Genomic DNA, 16,629 nt, shown 5'->3' on the forward strand with positions numbered 1-16,629 from the left:
ATGCGCATTAAAAAAAATTCTTACCCGCTTCCTTCAAAAAAGATAGTGTCACTATCACGTTAGTATACTGTCACTATCACCCTGCGATAGTGACAGTATACCGACAGAATAGTGACACTAAAAAAAGCTGTCCCTGAGTATACAGGAACAGCCTTTTCAACTTATTATACAACAACTGATTACATCTTATTTATATTCTTCCCAGCTCTTGATGGCAATATCATCCACAGTCATCGTACAGAAGGCGTTGATAAATGCGCTTGCCAGACGGGCATTCGTAATCAACGGAACATTCAGGTCAATAGCTGCGCGACGGATTTTATATCCATTGTCCAGTTCTCCGGCAGTCAGATTCTTCGGAATGTTGACCACCATGTCGATTTCTTTATTATGAAGCATTTCCAGCGCTTGTGGATGTCCCTCCTCACTCGGCCAGTAGACAAGCGTACTCTCAATACCATTCTCCGCAAAGGTTTTATGAGTACCACCGGTTGCAAATAGCTTGTATCCTTTGTTTACCAACATGCGCGCCGCATCCATCATATCAGCTTTCTGCTTCATTGTACCTGTAGAAAGCAGTATGTTCTTTTTAGGAATGCGGTAGCCGACAGACAACATAGCTTTCAGCACAGCACAGGAAGTATCACTTCCGATACAGCCGACTTCACCCGTAGAAGCCATATCCACTCCCAATACAGGGTCGGCTTTCTGCAAGCGGTTGAAAGAGAACTGCGAAGCCTTTATTCCTACATAGTCCAGTTCAAACAGATTCTTTTCCGGTTTCTCCACAGGAAGTCCAAGCATCACTTTGGTAGCCAGTTCTATGAAGTTTATCTTCAGCACCTTGCTGACAAACGGGAAGGAACGGCTGGCACGCAAATTACACTCGATCACCTTGATATCATTATCTTTTGCCAGATACTGGATATTGAACGGACCGGATATATTCAGCGCCTTGGCAATCTCACGACTAATGCGTTTGATACGGCGGACAGTTTCGACATACAGTTTCTGCGGCGGGAACTGAATGGTAGCGTCACCGGAGTGCACACCGGCAAACTCAATATGTTCGCTGATGGCATAAGCTATGATCTCGCCATTCTGCGCGACAGCATCCATTTCCACTTCCTTCGCATGTTCGATAAACTGGCTTACTACCACCGGATGCTTTTTTGATACATTAGCAGCCAGCTTCAAGAAACGTTCAAGCTCTTCCTGATTGGAACAGACGTTCATCGCAGCCCCCGAAAGCACATAGGACGGACGAACAAGAACCGGAAACCCGACTTCATCGACAAACTCGTTGATATCTTCCAACGATGTCAACTCACGCCAGCGTGGCTGGTCTACGCCGATACGGTCGAGCATTGCAGAGAATTTTTCGCGGTCTTCGGCATTGTCAATGCTCTGGGCGCTTGTTCCCAGTATGTGGATATTCTGAGCATCCAGACGCAAGGCAAGGTTATTCGGAATCTGACCACCGGTAGAGACAATGACACCATGCGGATTTTCCAGTTCAAGAATATCCATTACCCGTTCGAATGTCAGTTCATCAAAGTAGAGACGGTCGCACATATCATAGTCCGTAGATACCGTTTCCGGATTATAATTGATCATCACACTGCGCCAGCCTTCTTTGCGAATGGTATTCAGAGCCTGTACGCCGCACCAGTCAAATTCTACAGAAGAACCGATACGGTAGGCACCGGAACCCAACACGACAATAGACTTATGATCACCCAGATAATGTACATCATTTGCCACTCCGCTATAAGTCAGATACAGATAGTTGGTCTGTGCCGGGTATTCGGCAGCCAGCGTATCGATCTGTTTTACAACCGGAAGAATGCCGGCAGCCTTCCGATATTTGCGGATATACAAGCTTCCATCTTCCATATCACCTTCATAACCAATGGCACGGGCAATCTGAAAATCAGAGAAGCCCTGTTGCTTCGCTTTTCTTAATAGAGAATGGACAAATGGCAATTGACAATTGACAGTTGACAAATGACAATTACCTTGCGGATCTTCGATTGCATGCGCTTCTTTTTCTTTCCTCATTGTCAATTGTCCATTGTCAATTGTCAATTGACGAAGCTCCTTGGAGGTTTGCATGATATTCATCAATTTCTGAAGGAACCATTTATCAATCTTTGTAAGTTCATGCACCTGATCGATGGTATATCCTGCCCGGAAAGCTTTCGAAATTACAAAAATACGTTTATCGGTCGGTTCGCGCAATGCCTTATCGAGATCAGAAATAACCAGTTCCTTGTTTTCTACAAAGCCATGCATTCCCTGTCCGATCATGCGCAGTCCCTTCTGAATAGCTTCTTCAAAAGTACGTCCGATGGCCATCACTTCCCCTACCGATTTCATGGAAGATCCCAATTCCTTGTCTACACCATGGAATTTTCCTAAGTCCCAGCGAGGTATCTTGCATACGACATAATCCAGTGCCGGTTCGAAGAAAGCGGAAGTAGTCTTTGTCACAGAGTTCTTCAAATCAAAGAGTCCGTAGCCGAGTCCTAATTTGGCTGCTACAAAAGCCAACGGATATCCGGTTGCTTTAGAAGCCAAGGCCGAAGAACGGGAAAGACGGGCATTCACTTCAATCACCCGATAATCTTCCGATTCGGGGTCGAAAGCGTACTGAACATTACATTCGCCCACAATACCAATGTGACGGATGATACGTATCGCCAGTTCGCGGAGTTTATGATATTCACTGTTAGTCAGCGTCTGGGAGGGAGCAATAACAATTGATTCACCGGTATGGATACCCAGCGGGTCAAAGTTCTCCATATTACAAACCGTGATACAGTTGTCGAAACGGTCGCGCACCACTTCATATTCTACTTCTTTCCATCCGCGAAGCGATTTCTCGACCAGCACTTGCGGAGAGAAAGAGAAGGCTTTTTCTACCAGCACATCCAGTTGTTCCTCATTATCACAGAAACCGGAGCCCAGACCACCCAATGCATAAGCGGCACGGACAATGACCGGATATCCCAGTTCCTTCGCAGCACGGCGCGCATCTTCTGCATTTTCTACAGCTTCACTTTTAATGGTCTTTACATTAATTTCGTTCAGTTTCTGCACGAAGAGTTCACGGTCTTCCGTGTCCATAATGGCCTGTACCGGAGTACCGAGCACTTTAACATTATATTTCTCAAGGATTCCTTCTTTGTATAAAGCAACGCCACAGTTCAGCGCAGTCTGTCCGCCGAATGCCAGCATAATACCCTCCGGCTTCTCTTTCTGAATCACTTTTTCCACGAAATACGGAGTGACCGGAAGGAAATAAATTTGATCTGCTACTCCTTCAGAGGTCTGTACCGTAGCAATGTTCGGATTGATAAGAATGGTTTCAATCCCTTCTTCTTTCAAGGCTTTGAGCGCCTGCGAACCGGAATAGTCGAACTCACCGGCCTCACCGATTTTTAAGGCACCGGAACCCAGCAGCAATACTTTCTTTATATTTTCTTTCATGATGGTCGGTTATTTTAGCAGGTTTACAAATTCGTCGAACAAGAATGCCGTATCCGTAGGACCACTCGCAGCTTCCGGATGGAACTGTGCGGAGAACCAGGGATTTTTCTTGTGCCTGATTCCTTCGTTGGAGCCATCATTCATATTGATGAACAGCGGTTCCCAATCTGCACCCAGCGTATTGTTATCCACGGCATAACCATGATTCTGTGAAGTAATGAAACAGCGTTCCGTTCCTACCATGCGTACCGGTTGGTTATGGCTGCGGTGTCCATATTTAAGTTTGTAAATCTTTGCCCCTCCGGCTTTCGAAAGCAACTGGTTTCCCATGCAGATTCCAAAGATAGGAAGTTTCTCGTTTGCCATTGCTTTGCGAATATTCTGTACAGCTGCATCGCAGGTATCCGGATCACCCGGTCCGTTGGATATAAACAACCCGTCAAATTCAAGTCCGTTGAAATCATAGTCCCATGGTACGCGAATAACTTCCACATTCCGTTTCAGCAAGCAACGGATTATATTTGTCTTGACTCCGCAATCCACCAGAAGTACTTTTTTCAATTGACAATTGACAGTTGACAATTGACAATTAAGCTGCGCAATGGGCATGGTTAATGGAAAAGAACGGGATGTCCCGTCAGGAAGATAGGAAATTATTTCTTTGCAGGAAACACGGTCTACGTAATTCACGGCAGCGTAATTGTCAATTGTCAATTGTCCATTGTCAATTGGATTGTCGAAGACAATCTTTCCCATCATCACTCCGTGTTCACGAAGTATTTTGGTCAGTTCACGCGTATCGATGCCCGTGATACCCGGCACTTGTTCACGTTTCAACCATTCACCCAAACTTTCCACTGCATTCCAGTGGCTATATTCATAAGAATAGTCACTTACGATAATCGCTTCCGCATGTATTTTCTCACTTTCCATAAAAGTGGCGAGTCCATTCGGTTCGATGGTAAAAGGAGGAACTCCATAGTTTCCTACCAGAGGATAGGTAAGAGTCATCAGCTGTCCGGCGTAGGAAGGGTCAGTGAGGCTCTCCGGATATCCGGTCATGGCGGTATTGAAAACTACTTCGCCCGCCACCGGCTTCTCGTAACCAAACGACTTACCGGAAAACCGGCTCCCGTCGTCAAGGATTAATGTCACATTTCTCATTCTTATTTCTGAATCGTTGTATGGTTGTTAGAATTGATACATCTGCTCAATGTAGTTGATGAATGCCTGATTCACCATTTTCACACCACCCGGCGTAGGATAATTGCCACTGAAATACCAGTCCCCCAGGTGGTTCGGACAGGCTTCATGAAGCCCTTCCAACGGTTGGTAGACAATTTCCACTTTGGCTTTCGTTCCCTTCGGTGTCAGCAGTTCCACCATTTTGGCAGATATTTCTTCATCCGTAAATGGGGCATAAATTTCTTTCACATAGTTTACCATCTGCTCTTTCGGCAAGCCGACCTGATCTTTGGACTTCCGGTAAGCCGCAGCAATGACATCTTTCATATCACGTTCTTTCAACAATTCGATGGCCGCTCTGAAAGCGATGAACTCGCTCATCTTTGCCATATCGATCCCATAATAATCCGGGTAACGAACTTGCGGTGAAGAGGATACAATCACTATCTTCTTCGGACCAAGACGGTCGAGAATACCGATAATACTTTGCTTCAAGGTAGTACCACGCACAATACTGTCATCGATAATCACCAAATTATCGACACCGGAGACAAGGCTTCCGTAAGTAATGTCATATACGTGAGCAGCCAGATCATTCCGACTGTTTCCCTCTGCAATAAAGGTACGGAGCTTTATGTCTTTTATAGCCACTTTCTCACTGCGGATACGGCGGGAAAGAATAACTTCCAGCTCCTCCATACAGGGATTGTGTCCCAATGCAGCAATCTGGCGTACCTTTTCTTCATTCAGATAATCATCCAGCCCCTGCAACATTCCGTAGAAAGCAACTTCAGCCGTGTTGGGGATAAACGAGAAAACGGTATGATCGATATCGTTATGAATGGCTTTCAAAATTCTGGGAATCAGTTTTTCTCCCAAAAGTTTCCTTTCTCTATAGATATCGACATCACTTCCACGGGAGAAGTAAATACGCTCAAAGGAGCAAGCGCGTCTTTCGCGTGGCTTATTGATCTGCGATGTCCGTAGCTTGCCTTCTTTACTGATAAGCAATGCCTGTCCGGGTTGCAGTTCTTTGATTTCTTCCACAGGAACATTCAGAGCTGTCTGAATCACCGGACGCTCGGAAGCCAATACGGCAATTTCATCATCCTGATACCAGAAAGCCGGACGGATACCCCACGGGTCACGGATAGCAAAAGACTCGCCGCTTCCGGTAAGACCGCAGATCACATATCCCCCGTCCCACTCACGGCTGGAAGTACGCAGCACGTTCGCCAGCTCGATATGTTCTTCTATATAGTGAGTGATCCCCATGCCCGTCAGTCCTTCGGCTTCGGCAAGATTGAAGAGGCGTTCCACTTCACGGTCAAGGCGATGGCCTACCTGTTCCAACATGATATAGGTGTCGGCATACTTACGGGGATGCTGTCCGATAGCGGTGATACGGGCAAATATTTCATCGACATTCGTCATATTGAAGTTTCCGCAGAGAGCCAGATTCTTGGCACGCCAGTTGTTTCTTCGCAAAAACGGATGTACATAGGAAATTCCGGATTTTCCGGTGGTGGAATAACGCAGATGCCCCATGTATGCTTCACCGGCAAAAGGTAAAGTACGTTTGGCGAAAGCTGCATCATGCAATTGTTCGGAAGTCAGGTCTTTAAAATTACTTTGTACGTTTTCAAAGATTTCAGTGATAGCACCGGAACCTAATGCACGTTCACGAAACATATATTCTTCACCCGGATTTGCTTCCAGTTTCACACATGCCAGTCCTGCTCCTTCCTGTCCCCGATTGTGCTGTTTCTCCATTAACAGATAGAGTTTGTTGAGACCGTACATCCATGTTCCGTACTTTTTCTCGTAATACTCCAGAGGTTTGAGCAGCCGTATCATGGCAACGCCACATTCATGTTTCAATTGTTCCATCTAATTTATTTACTATTTAATCATTCCACAGTTACCGACTTTGCCAGATTTCTAGGTTGGTCTACATCCATTCCTTTGCACACCGCAATGTGATAAGCAAGCAATTGGAGAGGTACCGTAGTAATTAACGGATCAAGGCACTCGATTGTTTCCGGAAGTTCGATACTGCAATCGGCTATTTTACTGATCACTGTATCTCCCTTAGTTACAAATGCAATTACCCGGCCTTTTCGTGCCTTGATTTCCTGAATATTGCTCAGTACTTTCTCGTACAGTCCGTTCTGGGTAGCAATGACGACTACCGGCATTTCAGCATCAATCAAGGCAATCGGTCCGTGTTTCATTTCGGCAGCCGGATAACCTTCGGCGTGAATATACGATATTTCTTTCAATTTCAACGCACCTTCCAAAGCAACAGGATAACTATATCCGCGTCCGAGGTAAATAAAGTTATGCGCATAGGTGAAAGTTTTTGATAATTCCGCCAACTTATCATTCAGCTTCAGCACCTCCTTCATTTTTTCGGGAATATTGTTCAGTTCCTGCACAATTGTGAGATAATGCGCCTCATCCAGCGTACCTTTCTCTTTGGCGAGAGTTAATGCCAACATTGTCAGTACACTCACCTGTCCTGTAAATGCTTTGGTAGAAGCTACTCCAATCTCCGGGCCGACGTGGATATACGAACCTGTATGAGTGGCACGGGGAATAGAGGAACCAATCGCGTTGCATATACCATATATAAAAGCACCGCGACTTTTCGCCAGTTCTACTGCCGCCAGTGTATCCGCCGTTTCTCCACTTTGCGAAATGGCAATCACCACATCATGCTCGTCGATCACCGGATCACGATAACGAAATTCGGAAGCATACTCCACTTCTACCGGAATACGGCAGAAACTTTCAATCAGGTGTTTACCGATCAGTCCCGCATGCCAGGAAGTACCACAAGCCACAATGACAAAGCGTTTGGCATTCAGCAACTTCTCTTTATAGTCAATCACGGCCGAAAGCACCACATTATTCGCTTCCACATTGATACGTCCGCGCATACAATCACGGATACAGTCCGGCTGCTCAAAAATCTCCTTCAGCATAAAATGCGGATAGCCCCCTTTATCCAGCTGTCCGAGGTTCAACTCTACCTTTTTCACTTCGGGGGTCATTTCCACATTATTCAGATTGACTACCTTCAATTCTTTTCCCCGGTTGATCACCGCTATCTCACCATCTTCCAGATATACTACCTTATCTGTATATTCTACAATCGGCGTGGCATCCGACGCCAGAAAAAATTCCTCTTCACCAATACCTACCACCAGCGGACTGCTTTTGCGGGCCGCAATAATTTCCTCCGGGTGCTCCTTATCAAGAATCGCAATCGCATAAGCACCAATCACCTCGCCCAATGCCAACTGAACGGCAGTGAGCAAATCAACCTGATGGGTAACTTTCATATATTCGATTAGTTGAACAAGCACCTCGGTATCGGTACTACTTTTAAAGGTGTAACCTTTGGCCTGAAGTTTTTCTTTGAGAACGGCGTAGTTTTCAATGATACCGTTGTGAATGAGAGCGAGCTTTTCGGAAGAAGAATAATGAGGATGGGCATTAGCTGAACAAGGTTCCCCGTGTGTAGCCCAACGGGTATGGGCAATTCCGACTGTACCGGAAATATCTTTGTGTGTGACGAAATTTTCGAGTTCGGAGACTTTTCCTTTCGTCTTGTACACATTTAATTGTTGGTTATCACTGATCAATGCTACCCCTGCACTGTCATATCCACGATACTCCAGCCGCTTCAACCCTTTAATAAGGATGGGGTAGGCTTTTCTTTTACCAATATAGCCTACTATTCCACACATATTATGATATTTTTATTTCGGTTGCAAATATACGAATTCCAAATGACATAAAGATAAATTTTCCTATATTTATTTGACATAAGCACATAAAAAAGTTGTAAACACATCAAAAAGTTAAATAATATATTATTTTTAGCTCAAAAAGAAACAAGTTACAATCAGAATAAAATAAAAGCAAACAACTAATAAATTTGATACAAATCCGCAGATTTTGATTACAATCTAAAAGAATAAAGAGCAGGCTTTTTATTTCGTGTTACACAAAACTAACAAAATACTATCATTATGAAATTAAATCATTAATTTTGCCGAACATTTTGATAGAATAAATAGGTATTATCATACAATAAAGCTAGAAAGAATGAAAAAACAAGAACTTTTTAACAACGCAACAGAAGGATTCACCTACCAACGAGCACCTCAACAGACGGGGTTGTACGACGCGGCATACGAACACGATGCCTGCGGAGTTGGCATGCTGGTGGACATTCACGGAAAAAAGTCACACGACCTTGTTGAGTCGGCTTTAAAAGTATTGGAGAACATGCGCCACCGTGGTGCTGAAGGGGCGGATAACAAAACCGGAGACGGTGCAGGTATTATGTTACAGATTCCGCATGAGTTTATTTTACTGCAAGGCATTCCTGTTCCCGAAAAAGGACGCTATGGTACCGGCCTGCTTTTTCTGCCGAAAAATGAGGAAGACCAGGCAGCTATTTTAAGTATCATTATTGAGGAAATAGAGAAAGAAGGACTTACATTGATGCACTTGCGCAATGTACCTACCTGCCCGGAAATTCTGGGTGAAGCAGCTCTGGCTAATGAACCGGACATCAAACAGGTATTCATCACCGGATTTACGGAAACGGAAGCTGCCGACCGCAAATTGTATCTGATCCGTAAGCGGATAGAGAATAAAGTCAGATTGTCAGCCATTCCGACAAGAAATGATTTTTATGTCGTTTCGCTCTCTACCAAGAGTATTATATATAAAGGTATGCTTTCGTCATTGCAGCTACGCAACTATTATCCCGATCTGACGAACAGCTATTTTACCAGTGGACTGGCACTGGTACACTCCCGTTTCAGTACCAACACATTCCCGACATGGGGATTGGCACAACCCTTCCGTTTGTTGGCCCACAACGGCGAAATCAATACGATTCGCGGCAACCGCGGATGGATGGAGGCCCGTGAAAGTGTACTCTCCACTCCTGATCTGGGAGATATCAAAGAGATCCGACCGATTATACAGCCGGGCATGAGTGACAGCGCTTCTCTGGACAATGTGCTGGAGTTTCTGGTTATGTCGGGATTAAGCCTGCCACATGCCATGGCAATGCTCGTACCGGAATCTTTCAACGAGAAAAACCCGATCAGCGAGGACCTGAAATCTTTCTATGAGTATCATTCTATCCTGATGGAACCATGGGACGGACCGGCAGCCCTGCTCTTCAGTGACGGACGTTTTGCCGGTGGTATGCTCGACCGTAACGGTCTGCGCCCTGCCCGCTATCTGATCACTAAAAACGACCTGATGGTAGTTGCCTCCGAAGTAGGTGTAATGGACTTCGAACCGGGAGACATAAAAGAAAAAGGACGCCTGCAACCGGGAAAGATTCTGCTGATTGATACAAAAAAAGGAGAAATCTACTATGACGGTGAATTGAAAAAACAACTTGCCGAAGCGAAACCGTACCGTACGTGGTTGTCGACCAACCGTATCGAACTGGATGAACTGAAAAGCGGGCGCAAAGTACCTCATCACGTAGAAAATTATAACCGGATGCTCCGTACTTTCGGCTACTCCAAAGAGGACATCGAACGGTTGATTATGCCGATGGCAAGCACAGGTGCGGAACCGATTCATTCAATGGGGAATGATACGCCTTTAGCTGTACTCTCCGATAAACCTCAGTTGTTTTACAACTATTTTCGCCAGCAATTCGCACAAGTGACTAATCCACCGATCGACCCGCTACGTGAGGAACTCGTCATGTCTCTGACGGAATATATCGGAGCGGTAGGCATGAACATTCTGACTCCCAGTGAAAGCCATTGCAAAATGGTACGTCTGAATCATCCGATTCTAAGCAACACACAGCTGGATATTCTCTGCAATATCCGCTACAAGGGTTTCAAGACTGTGAAATTGCCGATGTTGTTTGAAGTATCGAAAAGAAAAGCCGGCTTGCAGGAAGCACTGAACAGGCTGTGCAAAATGGCGGAAGAGTCGGTAACGGAAGGTGTAAACTACATTGTGCTGACCGACCGTGAGGTAGATGCCACCCATGCGGTAATCCCTTCATTGCTGGCAGTAAGCGCCGTTCACCATCATCTGATTTCCGTAGGCAAACGTGTTCAGACAGCTTTGATTGTAGAAAGCGGAGAAATACGTGAAGTTATGCACGCTGCCTTATTGCTCGGCTTCGGAGCAAGCGCACTGAATCCATATATGGCATTTGCTATCCTCGACAAGTTGGTGAAGGACAAAGATATTCAGCTGGATTATGCTACAGCAGAGAAAAACTATATCAAATCTATCTGCAAAGGTCTGTTCAAGATCATGAGCAAGATGGGTATCTCCACCATCCGCTCTTATCGTGGTGCGAAAATTTTCGAAGCTGTCGGGCTCAGTGAGGAATTGAGTAAGGCTTACTTTGGTGGAATCGGGTCACCAATCGGAGGTATTCGTCTGGAAGAGGTAGCCAAAGACGCAATCGCTTTCCACGATGAAGGTATCCGGGAGGTGAAGAGTGAAGAGTTACTGAATAGAGGATTGTATGCCTTCCGGAAAGACGGAGAAAAACATGCATGGAATCCGGAAACAATCAGCACGTTGCAACTGGCTACCCGCTTAGGCAGCTACAAGAAATTCAAAGAGTTCACTCATTTGGCAGACGATAAGGAGAGTCCTATTTTTCTGCGTGATTTCCTGAGTTTCCGTCGCAATCCTATCTCTATCGACCGAGTGGAACCTATAGAGAATATCCTCCGACGTTTTGTGACGGGTGCCATGTCTTTCGGTTCTATCAGCAAGGAAGCCCACGAAGCGATGGCAATTGCCATGAACACCATCCATGGACGCAGCAACACAGGGGAAGGTGGTGAAGACGCTTCCCGTTTCCACCCGCTGCCGGACGGAACTTCCATGCGAAGCGCCATCAAACAGGTAGCTTCCGGACGCTTTGGTGTCACCGCCGAATATCTGGTTAATGCTGATGAAATACAGATTAAAATAGCTCAGGGAGCCAAACCGGGTGAAGGCGGACAGCTTCCGGGATTCAAAGTGAACGATGTGATTGCCAAGACACGCCACTCCATTCCGGGGATCTCGCTGATTTCTCCTCCTCCCCACCATGATATTTATTCCATCGAGGATTTGGCACAATTGATATTTGACTTGAAAAACGTGAATCCACAAGCCAAAATCAGTGTCAAACTGGTGGCAGAAAGTGGAGTCGGCACAATCGCCGCGGGTGTGGCAAAGGCAAAAGCGGATTTGATTGTCATTTCCGGTGCCGAAGGCGGTACGGGAGCCTCTCCTGCTTCATCCATCCGCTATGCAGGTATTTCTCCGGAATTGGGATTGAGCGAGACACAACAGACACTGGTTCTGAACGGCCTGCGCGGACAAGTCGTTCTGCAAGCCGACGGACAATTGAAAACCGGACGCGATATTATTTTAATGGCATTGATGGGAGCCGAGGAATATGGTTTCGCTACTTCCGCACTGATCGTATTGGGATGTGTGATGATGCGTAAATGTCATCAGAATACTTGTCCGGTAGGTGTAGCTACTCAGAACGAAGAATTACGCAAACGTTTTCACGGACGTAGTGAATATCTGGTCAACTTCTTCACATTCCTGGCACAGGAAGTCCGTGAATATCTCGCAGAAATGGGATTTACCAAGATGGATGACATCATCGGACGCACAGACCTGATTGAACGCAAATCCGTTGCGGGTGATCCGAACCCGAAGCATGCCTTGATCGACTTCACCAAATTACTGGCACGTATAGACAACAGTGCGGCTATCCGTCACGTCACCGATCAGGAGCACGGCATTTCGACCGTAAAGGATGTGACAATCATAGACGCTGCCCAAGAGGCGATTGAACACGAAAAAGAAGTTTCGCTGGAATATACGATTGCCAATACGGACCGGGCGACAGGTGCCATGCTCTCCGGTGTCATTGCCAAGAAGTACGGAGAAAAAGGCTTGCCGGAACATACCTTGAATGTAAAGTTCAAAGGTTCTGCGGGACAGTCATTCGGCGCTTTTCTGGTGCCGGGCGTAAATTTCAAGCTGGAAGGTGAAGCCAATGATTACCTGGGTAAAGGTTTGAGTGGCGGACGTATCGCCGTCCTGCCTCCTATCCGCAGCAACTTCGAAGCCGAGAAGAACACAATTGCAGGTAATACCCTGCTTTATGGGGCAACCAGTGGCGAGGTATACATCAATGGGCGTGCCGGCGAACGTTTCGCCGTACGTAATTCGGGAGCTGTCGCTGTAGTAGAAGGTGTAGGCGACCATTGCTGTGAATATATGACCGGAGGCCGCGTAGTGGTTCTGGGACAAACGGGACGAAATTTTGCAGCTGGTATGAGCGGCGGTGTAGCTTATGTGTGGAACAAAGACGGCAATTTCGATTATTTCTGCAACATGGAGATGGTAGAATTATCACTGATCGAAGAGGCCAGTTACCGAAAAGAACTGCACGAACTGATTCGACAGCACTATCTGTACACCGGTTCGAAACTGGCACGTACCATGCTCGATGACTGGAACCATTATGCCGATCAGTTTATTCAGGTAGTACCTATCGAATATAAAAAGGTGCTACAGGAAGAGCAGATGAGAAAGTTACAGCAGAAAATTGCAGATATGCAGAGAGACTATTAATTCAAGTAATAGGTATCAGGTATTAACGATGCAGAAGGCTACGGCTAATACTTAATACCTAACACTTAATATTTAAGATTAAAGAAAATGGGAGATCCAAAAGCATTTTTAAATATACCTCGCCAGGAAGCGGGATACCGCCCCATAAGCGAGCGCATCACTGACTATAGTCAGGTAGAACAGACATTGAATACAAACAGCCGCAAGTTGCAGGCTTCCCGCTGTATGGACTGTGGCGTACCATTCTGCCATTGGGCATGTCCGATAGGCAACAAACAGCCGGAATGGCAGGACGCATTATACAAAGGAAAATGGAAAAAAGCGTATGAAATTTTATCCTCAACCTGCGACTTTCCGGAATTTACCGGACGTATATGCCCTGCCCTTTGCGAAAAGTCCTGTGTGCTGAAACTATCCTGCGACCAGCCGGTGACGATTCGCGAGAATGAAGCGGCTATCGTAGAAGCCGCTTTTCGTGAAGGATATATACAGGTACAAACACCCCGAAGAAACGGAAAAAGTGTAGCAGTGATCGGTGCCGGTCCTGCCGGACTGGTAACTGCCAATCAGTTGAACCAGAAAGGTTACACCGTCACCCTGTTTGATAAGGACGAAGCACCGGGAGGATTGTTACGTTTCGGCATTCCAAATTTCAAACTGGATAAAAATGTCATTGACCGGCGTATGAAAATATTGGCAGCAGAAGGTATCCGGTTTGAGATGGGAGTAGAAGTAGACGTCCATCATTTGCCGAAAGGTTTTGACGCTTACTGCATTTGTACCGGAACCCCCGTTGCCCGTGACTTGAGTATTCCGGGACGTGAACTGAAAGGTATTCACTTTGCACTCGAAATGCTGGCACAGCAAAACCGGACTCTGGAAGGTCAGACTTTCGCAAAGGATAAGTTAGTGAACGCTAAAGGCAAAAAGGTACTTGTCATCGGTGGCGGCGATACCGGATCAGACTGTATCGGAACCAGTGTACGACAGGGAGCAACCAGTGTTACACAAATTGAAATCATGCCCAAACCGCCCGTAGGTCACAATCCGGCTACTCCGTGGCCTCAATGGCCTGTAGTATTTAAAACGACTTCCAGCCACGAAGAAGGTTGTACACGTCGCTGGTGCCTGGCCTCCAACCAGTTCCTCGGGAAAGACGGTAAGGTTACAGGTGTAGAAGTGGAAGAGGTGGAATGGACTCCGACAGCAGACGGCGGACGTCCAACGATGAAGCCTACAGGCAAGAAGGAAGTAATCGAGGCGGATCTGGTACTATTGGCTATGGGATTCCTGAAACCGGAGCAACCTAAATTCCCGGAAAACGTATTCGTTGCCGGAGATGCGGATACAGGCGCAAGTCTGGTAGTACGGGCTATGGCAGGAGGACGGGCGGCAGCAGCTAAGATAGATGATTACCTGACCAAATAGTACTACGACAGGTAATAAGAAAAAGTTGGATTACTATGATTCTTTCGTTCCACCTGGGTAGAACGAAAGAAAAACCTAGGTGGAACGAAAGAATTATAACCAATCCATTTAAAAAGAATAGCGAGAAAACAATATATTATATAACCCCCAAACACTTAAAGTTATGTGTGGAATAGCAGGTATACTCAACATAAAAGTTCAGACTAAGGAACTAAGAAGCAAAGCACTGAAAATGGCTCAGAAAATCCGTCACCGCGGACCGGACTGGAGTGGCATCTACGTAGGCGGAAGCGCCATTCTGACACACGAGCGTCTCTCCATCGTTGACCCGCAAAGTGGCGGGCAACCCCTCTACTCTCCCGATCGCAAACAAGTGCTTGCCGTAAATGGCGAAATCTACAACCACCGTGATATCCGTGCAAAATATGCCGGTAAATACAACTTCCAAACAGGAAGTGACTGCGAAGTAATCCTTGCTTTATACAAAGATAAAGGCATTCATTTCCTGGAAGATATCAACGGTATCTTTGCTTTCGTTCTTTATGATGAAGAAAAAGACGAATTCCTGATTGCCCGGGACCCTATCGGTGTCATACCTTTATATATAGGGAAAGACAAGGATGGAAAAATCTATTTTGGCAGTGAGCTGAAAGCACTCGAAGGCTTCTGTGAAAAATACGAGACGTTCCTCCCGGGACATTACTTTTATAGTAAAGAGGGGAAAATGAAACGTTGGTATACCCGTGAATGGACAGACTACGAAGTTGTAAAAAACAACGGAGCCAAAGCCTATGACGTAAAAGAAGCATTGGAAGATGCTGTTCATCGCCAGTTGATGAGTGATGTTCCTTATGGAGTCCTTCTTTCAGGCGGGCTAGATAGCTCCGTCATTTCCGCTATCGCCAAGAAATATGCAGCAAAACGTATCGAAACAGACGGAGCAAGTGACGCTTGGTGGCCTCAACTCCACTCCTTTGCTATCGGACTAAAAGGGGCACCCGATTTGAGCAAGGCACGTGAAGTGGCAGAATACATCGGTACGGTTCATCACGAAATTAATTATACGGTTCAGGAAGGACTGGACGCTATCCGGGATGTCATTTATTTTATCGAGACATATGATGTGACTACTGTACGTGCTTCTACCCCTATGTATTTGCTGGCACGTGTTATCAAATCAATGGGAATCAAAATGGTGCTGAGCGGTGAAGGGGCCGATGAAGTTTTCGGAGGCTATCTTTACTTCCATAAAGCCCCTACTCCACAGGCTTTCCACGAGGAAACCGTACGCAAGCTCTCAAAACTTCACATGTACGACTGCCTCCGTGCCAACAAAAGTCTGTCTGCCTGGGGTGTAGAAGGACGTGTTCCCTTTCTGGATAAAGAATTTCTGGATGTGGCAATGACTTTGAATCCGAAGGCTAAAATGTGTCCCGGTAAAGAGATCGAAAAACGAATTGTACGTGAAGCTTTTGCCGACATGTTGCCGGAAAGCGTGGCATGGAGGCAGAAAGAACAGTTCAGCGATGGTGTAGGATATTCATGGATTGATACATTAAGAGAAATGACAGCTGCTGCCGTCAGCGACGAACAGATGAAACATGCAGCCGAACGTTTCCCGATCAACACCCCACAGAACAAGGAAGAATATTATTACCGGAGTATTTTTGAAGAGTATTTCCCCAGTGAAAGTGCGGCACGCAGCGTACCGAGCGTACCCAGTGTAGCATGTTCCACAGCAGAAGCACTCGCATGGGATGCAGCTTTCAAAAATTTAAATGAGCCAAGCGGCAGAGCGGTAAAAGGAATACATGAAGAGGCTTATGACGAACGGATAAAATAAATCGGTTGAAAAATGAT

At 46.0% G+C, this 16,629-nt stretch carries 7 protein-coding genes; 3 read left to right on the forward strand and 4 right to left on the reverse strand.

What is annotated here, in order from left to right:
* Nucleotides 1–186: 186 nt before the first annotated feature.
* Genes carB through glmS form a run of 4 tightly spaced genes read right to left on the reverse strand, consistent with a single transcriptional unit; the run spans nucleotide 187 to nucleotide 8,432 of the window.
* Complete coding sequence (carB, locus tag HMPREF2794_RS21905) at nucleotides 187–3,492, reverse strand: carbamoyl-phosphate synthase large subunit (protein ID WP_010538410.1); 3,306 nt, start codon at nucleotides 3,490–3,492, stop codon at nucleotides 187–189.
* Between the two features lie 9 nt (nucleotides 3,493–3,501).
* Nucleotides 3,502–4,656 carry a glutamine-hydrolyzing carbamoyl-phosphate synthase small subunit gene (gene carA / locus HMPREF2794_RS21910; protein WP_010538411.1) on the reverse strand — a complete coding sequence of 385 codons (1,155 nt, stop codon included), beginning with the start codon at nucleotides 4,654–4,656 and terminating at the stop codon, nucleotides 3,502–3,504.
* Nucleotides 4,657–4,683: 27 nt separating this feature from the next.
* Nucleotides 4,684–6,567, reverse strand: coding sequence for an amidophosphoribosyltransferase (locus HMPREF2794_RS21915; protein WP_022301889.1), 1,884 nt, complete (start codon nucleotides 6,565–6,567; stop codon nucleotides 4,684–4,686).
* Nucleotides 6,568–6,587: 20 nt separating this feature from the next.
* Nucleotides 6,588–8,432, reverse strand: coding sequence for a glutamine--fructose-6-phosphate transaminase (isomerizing) (gene glmS, locus HMPREF2794_RS21920; RefSeq protein ID WP_010538413.1), 1,845 nt, complete (start codon nucleotides 8,430–8,432; stop codon nucleotides 6,588–6,590).
* Nucleotides 8,433–8,793: 361 nt separating this feature from the next.
* On the opposite strand from glmS, the gene gltB reads away from it, so the two are divergent.
* The 3 genes from gltB to asnB all read left to right on the forward strand — a co-directional run bounded on the left by gltB (nucleotide 8,794) and on the right by asnB (nucleotide 16,612).
* Complete coding sequence (gene gltB / locus HMPREF2794_RS21925) at nucleotides 8,794–13,341, forward strand: glutamate synthase large subunit (RefSeq protein WP_022301890.1); 4,548 nt, start codon at nucleotides 8,794–8,796, stop codon at nucleotides 13,339–13,341.
* Between the two features lie 87 nt (nucleotides 13,342–13,428).
* Nucleotides 13,429–14,769, forward strand: a complete 1,341-nt coding sequence (locus tag HMPREF2794_RS21930; RefSeq protein WP_010538415.1) for a glutamate synthase subunit beta — start codon at nucleotides 13,429–13,431, stop codon at nucleotides 14,767–14,769.
* Nucleotides 14,770–14,932: 163 nt separating this feature from the next.
* A complete protein-coding gene (asnB, locus tag HMPREF2794_RS21935) occupies nucleotides 14,933–16,612 on the forward strand; it encodes an asparagine synthase B (RefSeq protein WP_010538416.1) in 1,680 nt (559 codons plus the stop codon).
* Nucleotides 16,613–16,629: the final 17 nt, after the last annotated feature.

The sequence above is a fragment of the Bacteroides sp. HMSC067B03 genome (genome assembly GCF_001811315.1).
Taxonomy (GTDB): Bacteria; Bacteroidota; Bacteroidia; order Bacteroidales; family Bacteroidaceae; genus Bacteroides; species Bacteroides faecis.

What these genes read in the sequence shown, in the direction of transcription:
- asnB (WP_010538416.1), top strand. Translation starts at nt 14,933, where the DNA reads ATGTGTGGAATAGCAGGTATACTCAACATAAAAGTTCAGACTAAGGAA.
- glmS (WP_010538413.1), bottom strand. Translation starts at nt 8,432, where the DNA reads ATGTGTGGAATAGTAGGCTATATTGGTAAAAGAAAAGCCTACCCCATC.
- carB (WP_010538410.1), bottom strand. Translation starts at nt 3,492, where the DNA reads ATGAAAGAAAATATAAAGAAAGTATTGCTGCTGGGTTCCGGTGCCTTA.
- gltB (WP_022301890.1), top strand. Translation starts at nt 8,794, where the DNA reads ATGAAAAAACAAGAACTTTTTAACAACGCAACAGAAGGATTCACCTAC.
- HMPREF2794_RS21930 (WP_010538415.1), top strand. Translation starts at nt 13,429, where the DNA reads ATGGGAGATCCAAAAGCATTTTTAAATATACCTCGCCAGGAAGCGGGA.
- HMPREF2794_RS21915 (WP_022301889.1), bottom strand. Translation starts at nt 6,567, where the DNA reads ATGGAACAATTGAAACATGAATGTGGCGTTGCCATGATACGGCTGCTC.
- carA (WP_010538411.1), bottom strand. Translation starts at nt 4,656, where the DNA reads ATGAGAAATGTGACATTAATCCTTGACGACGGGAGCCGGTTTTCCGGT.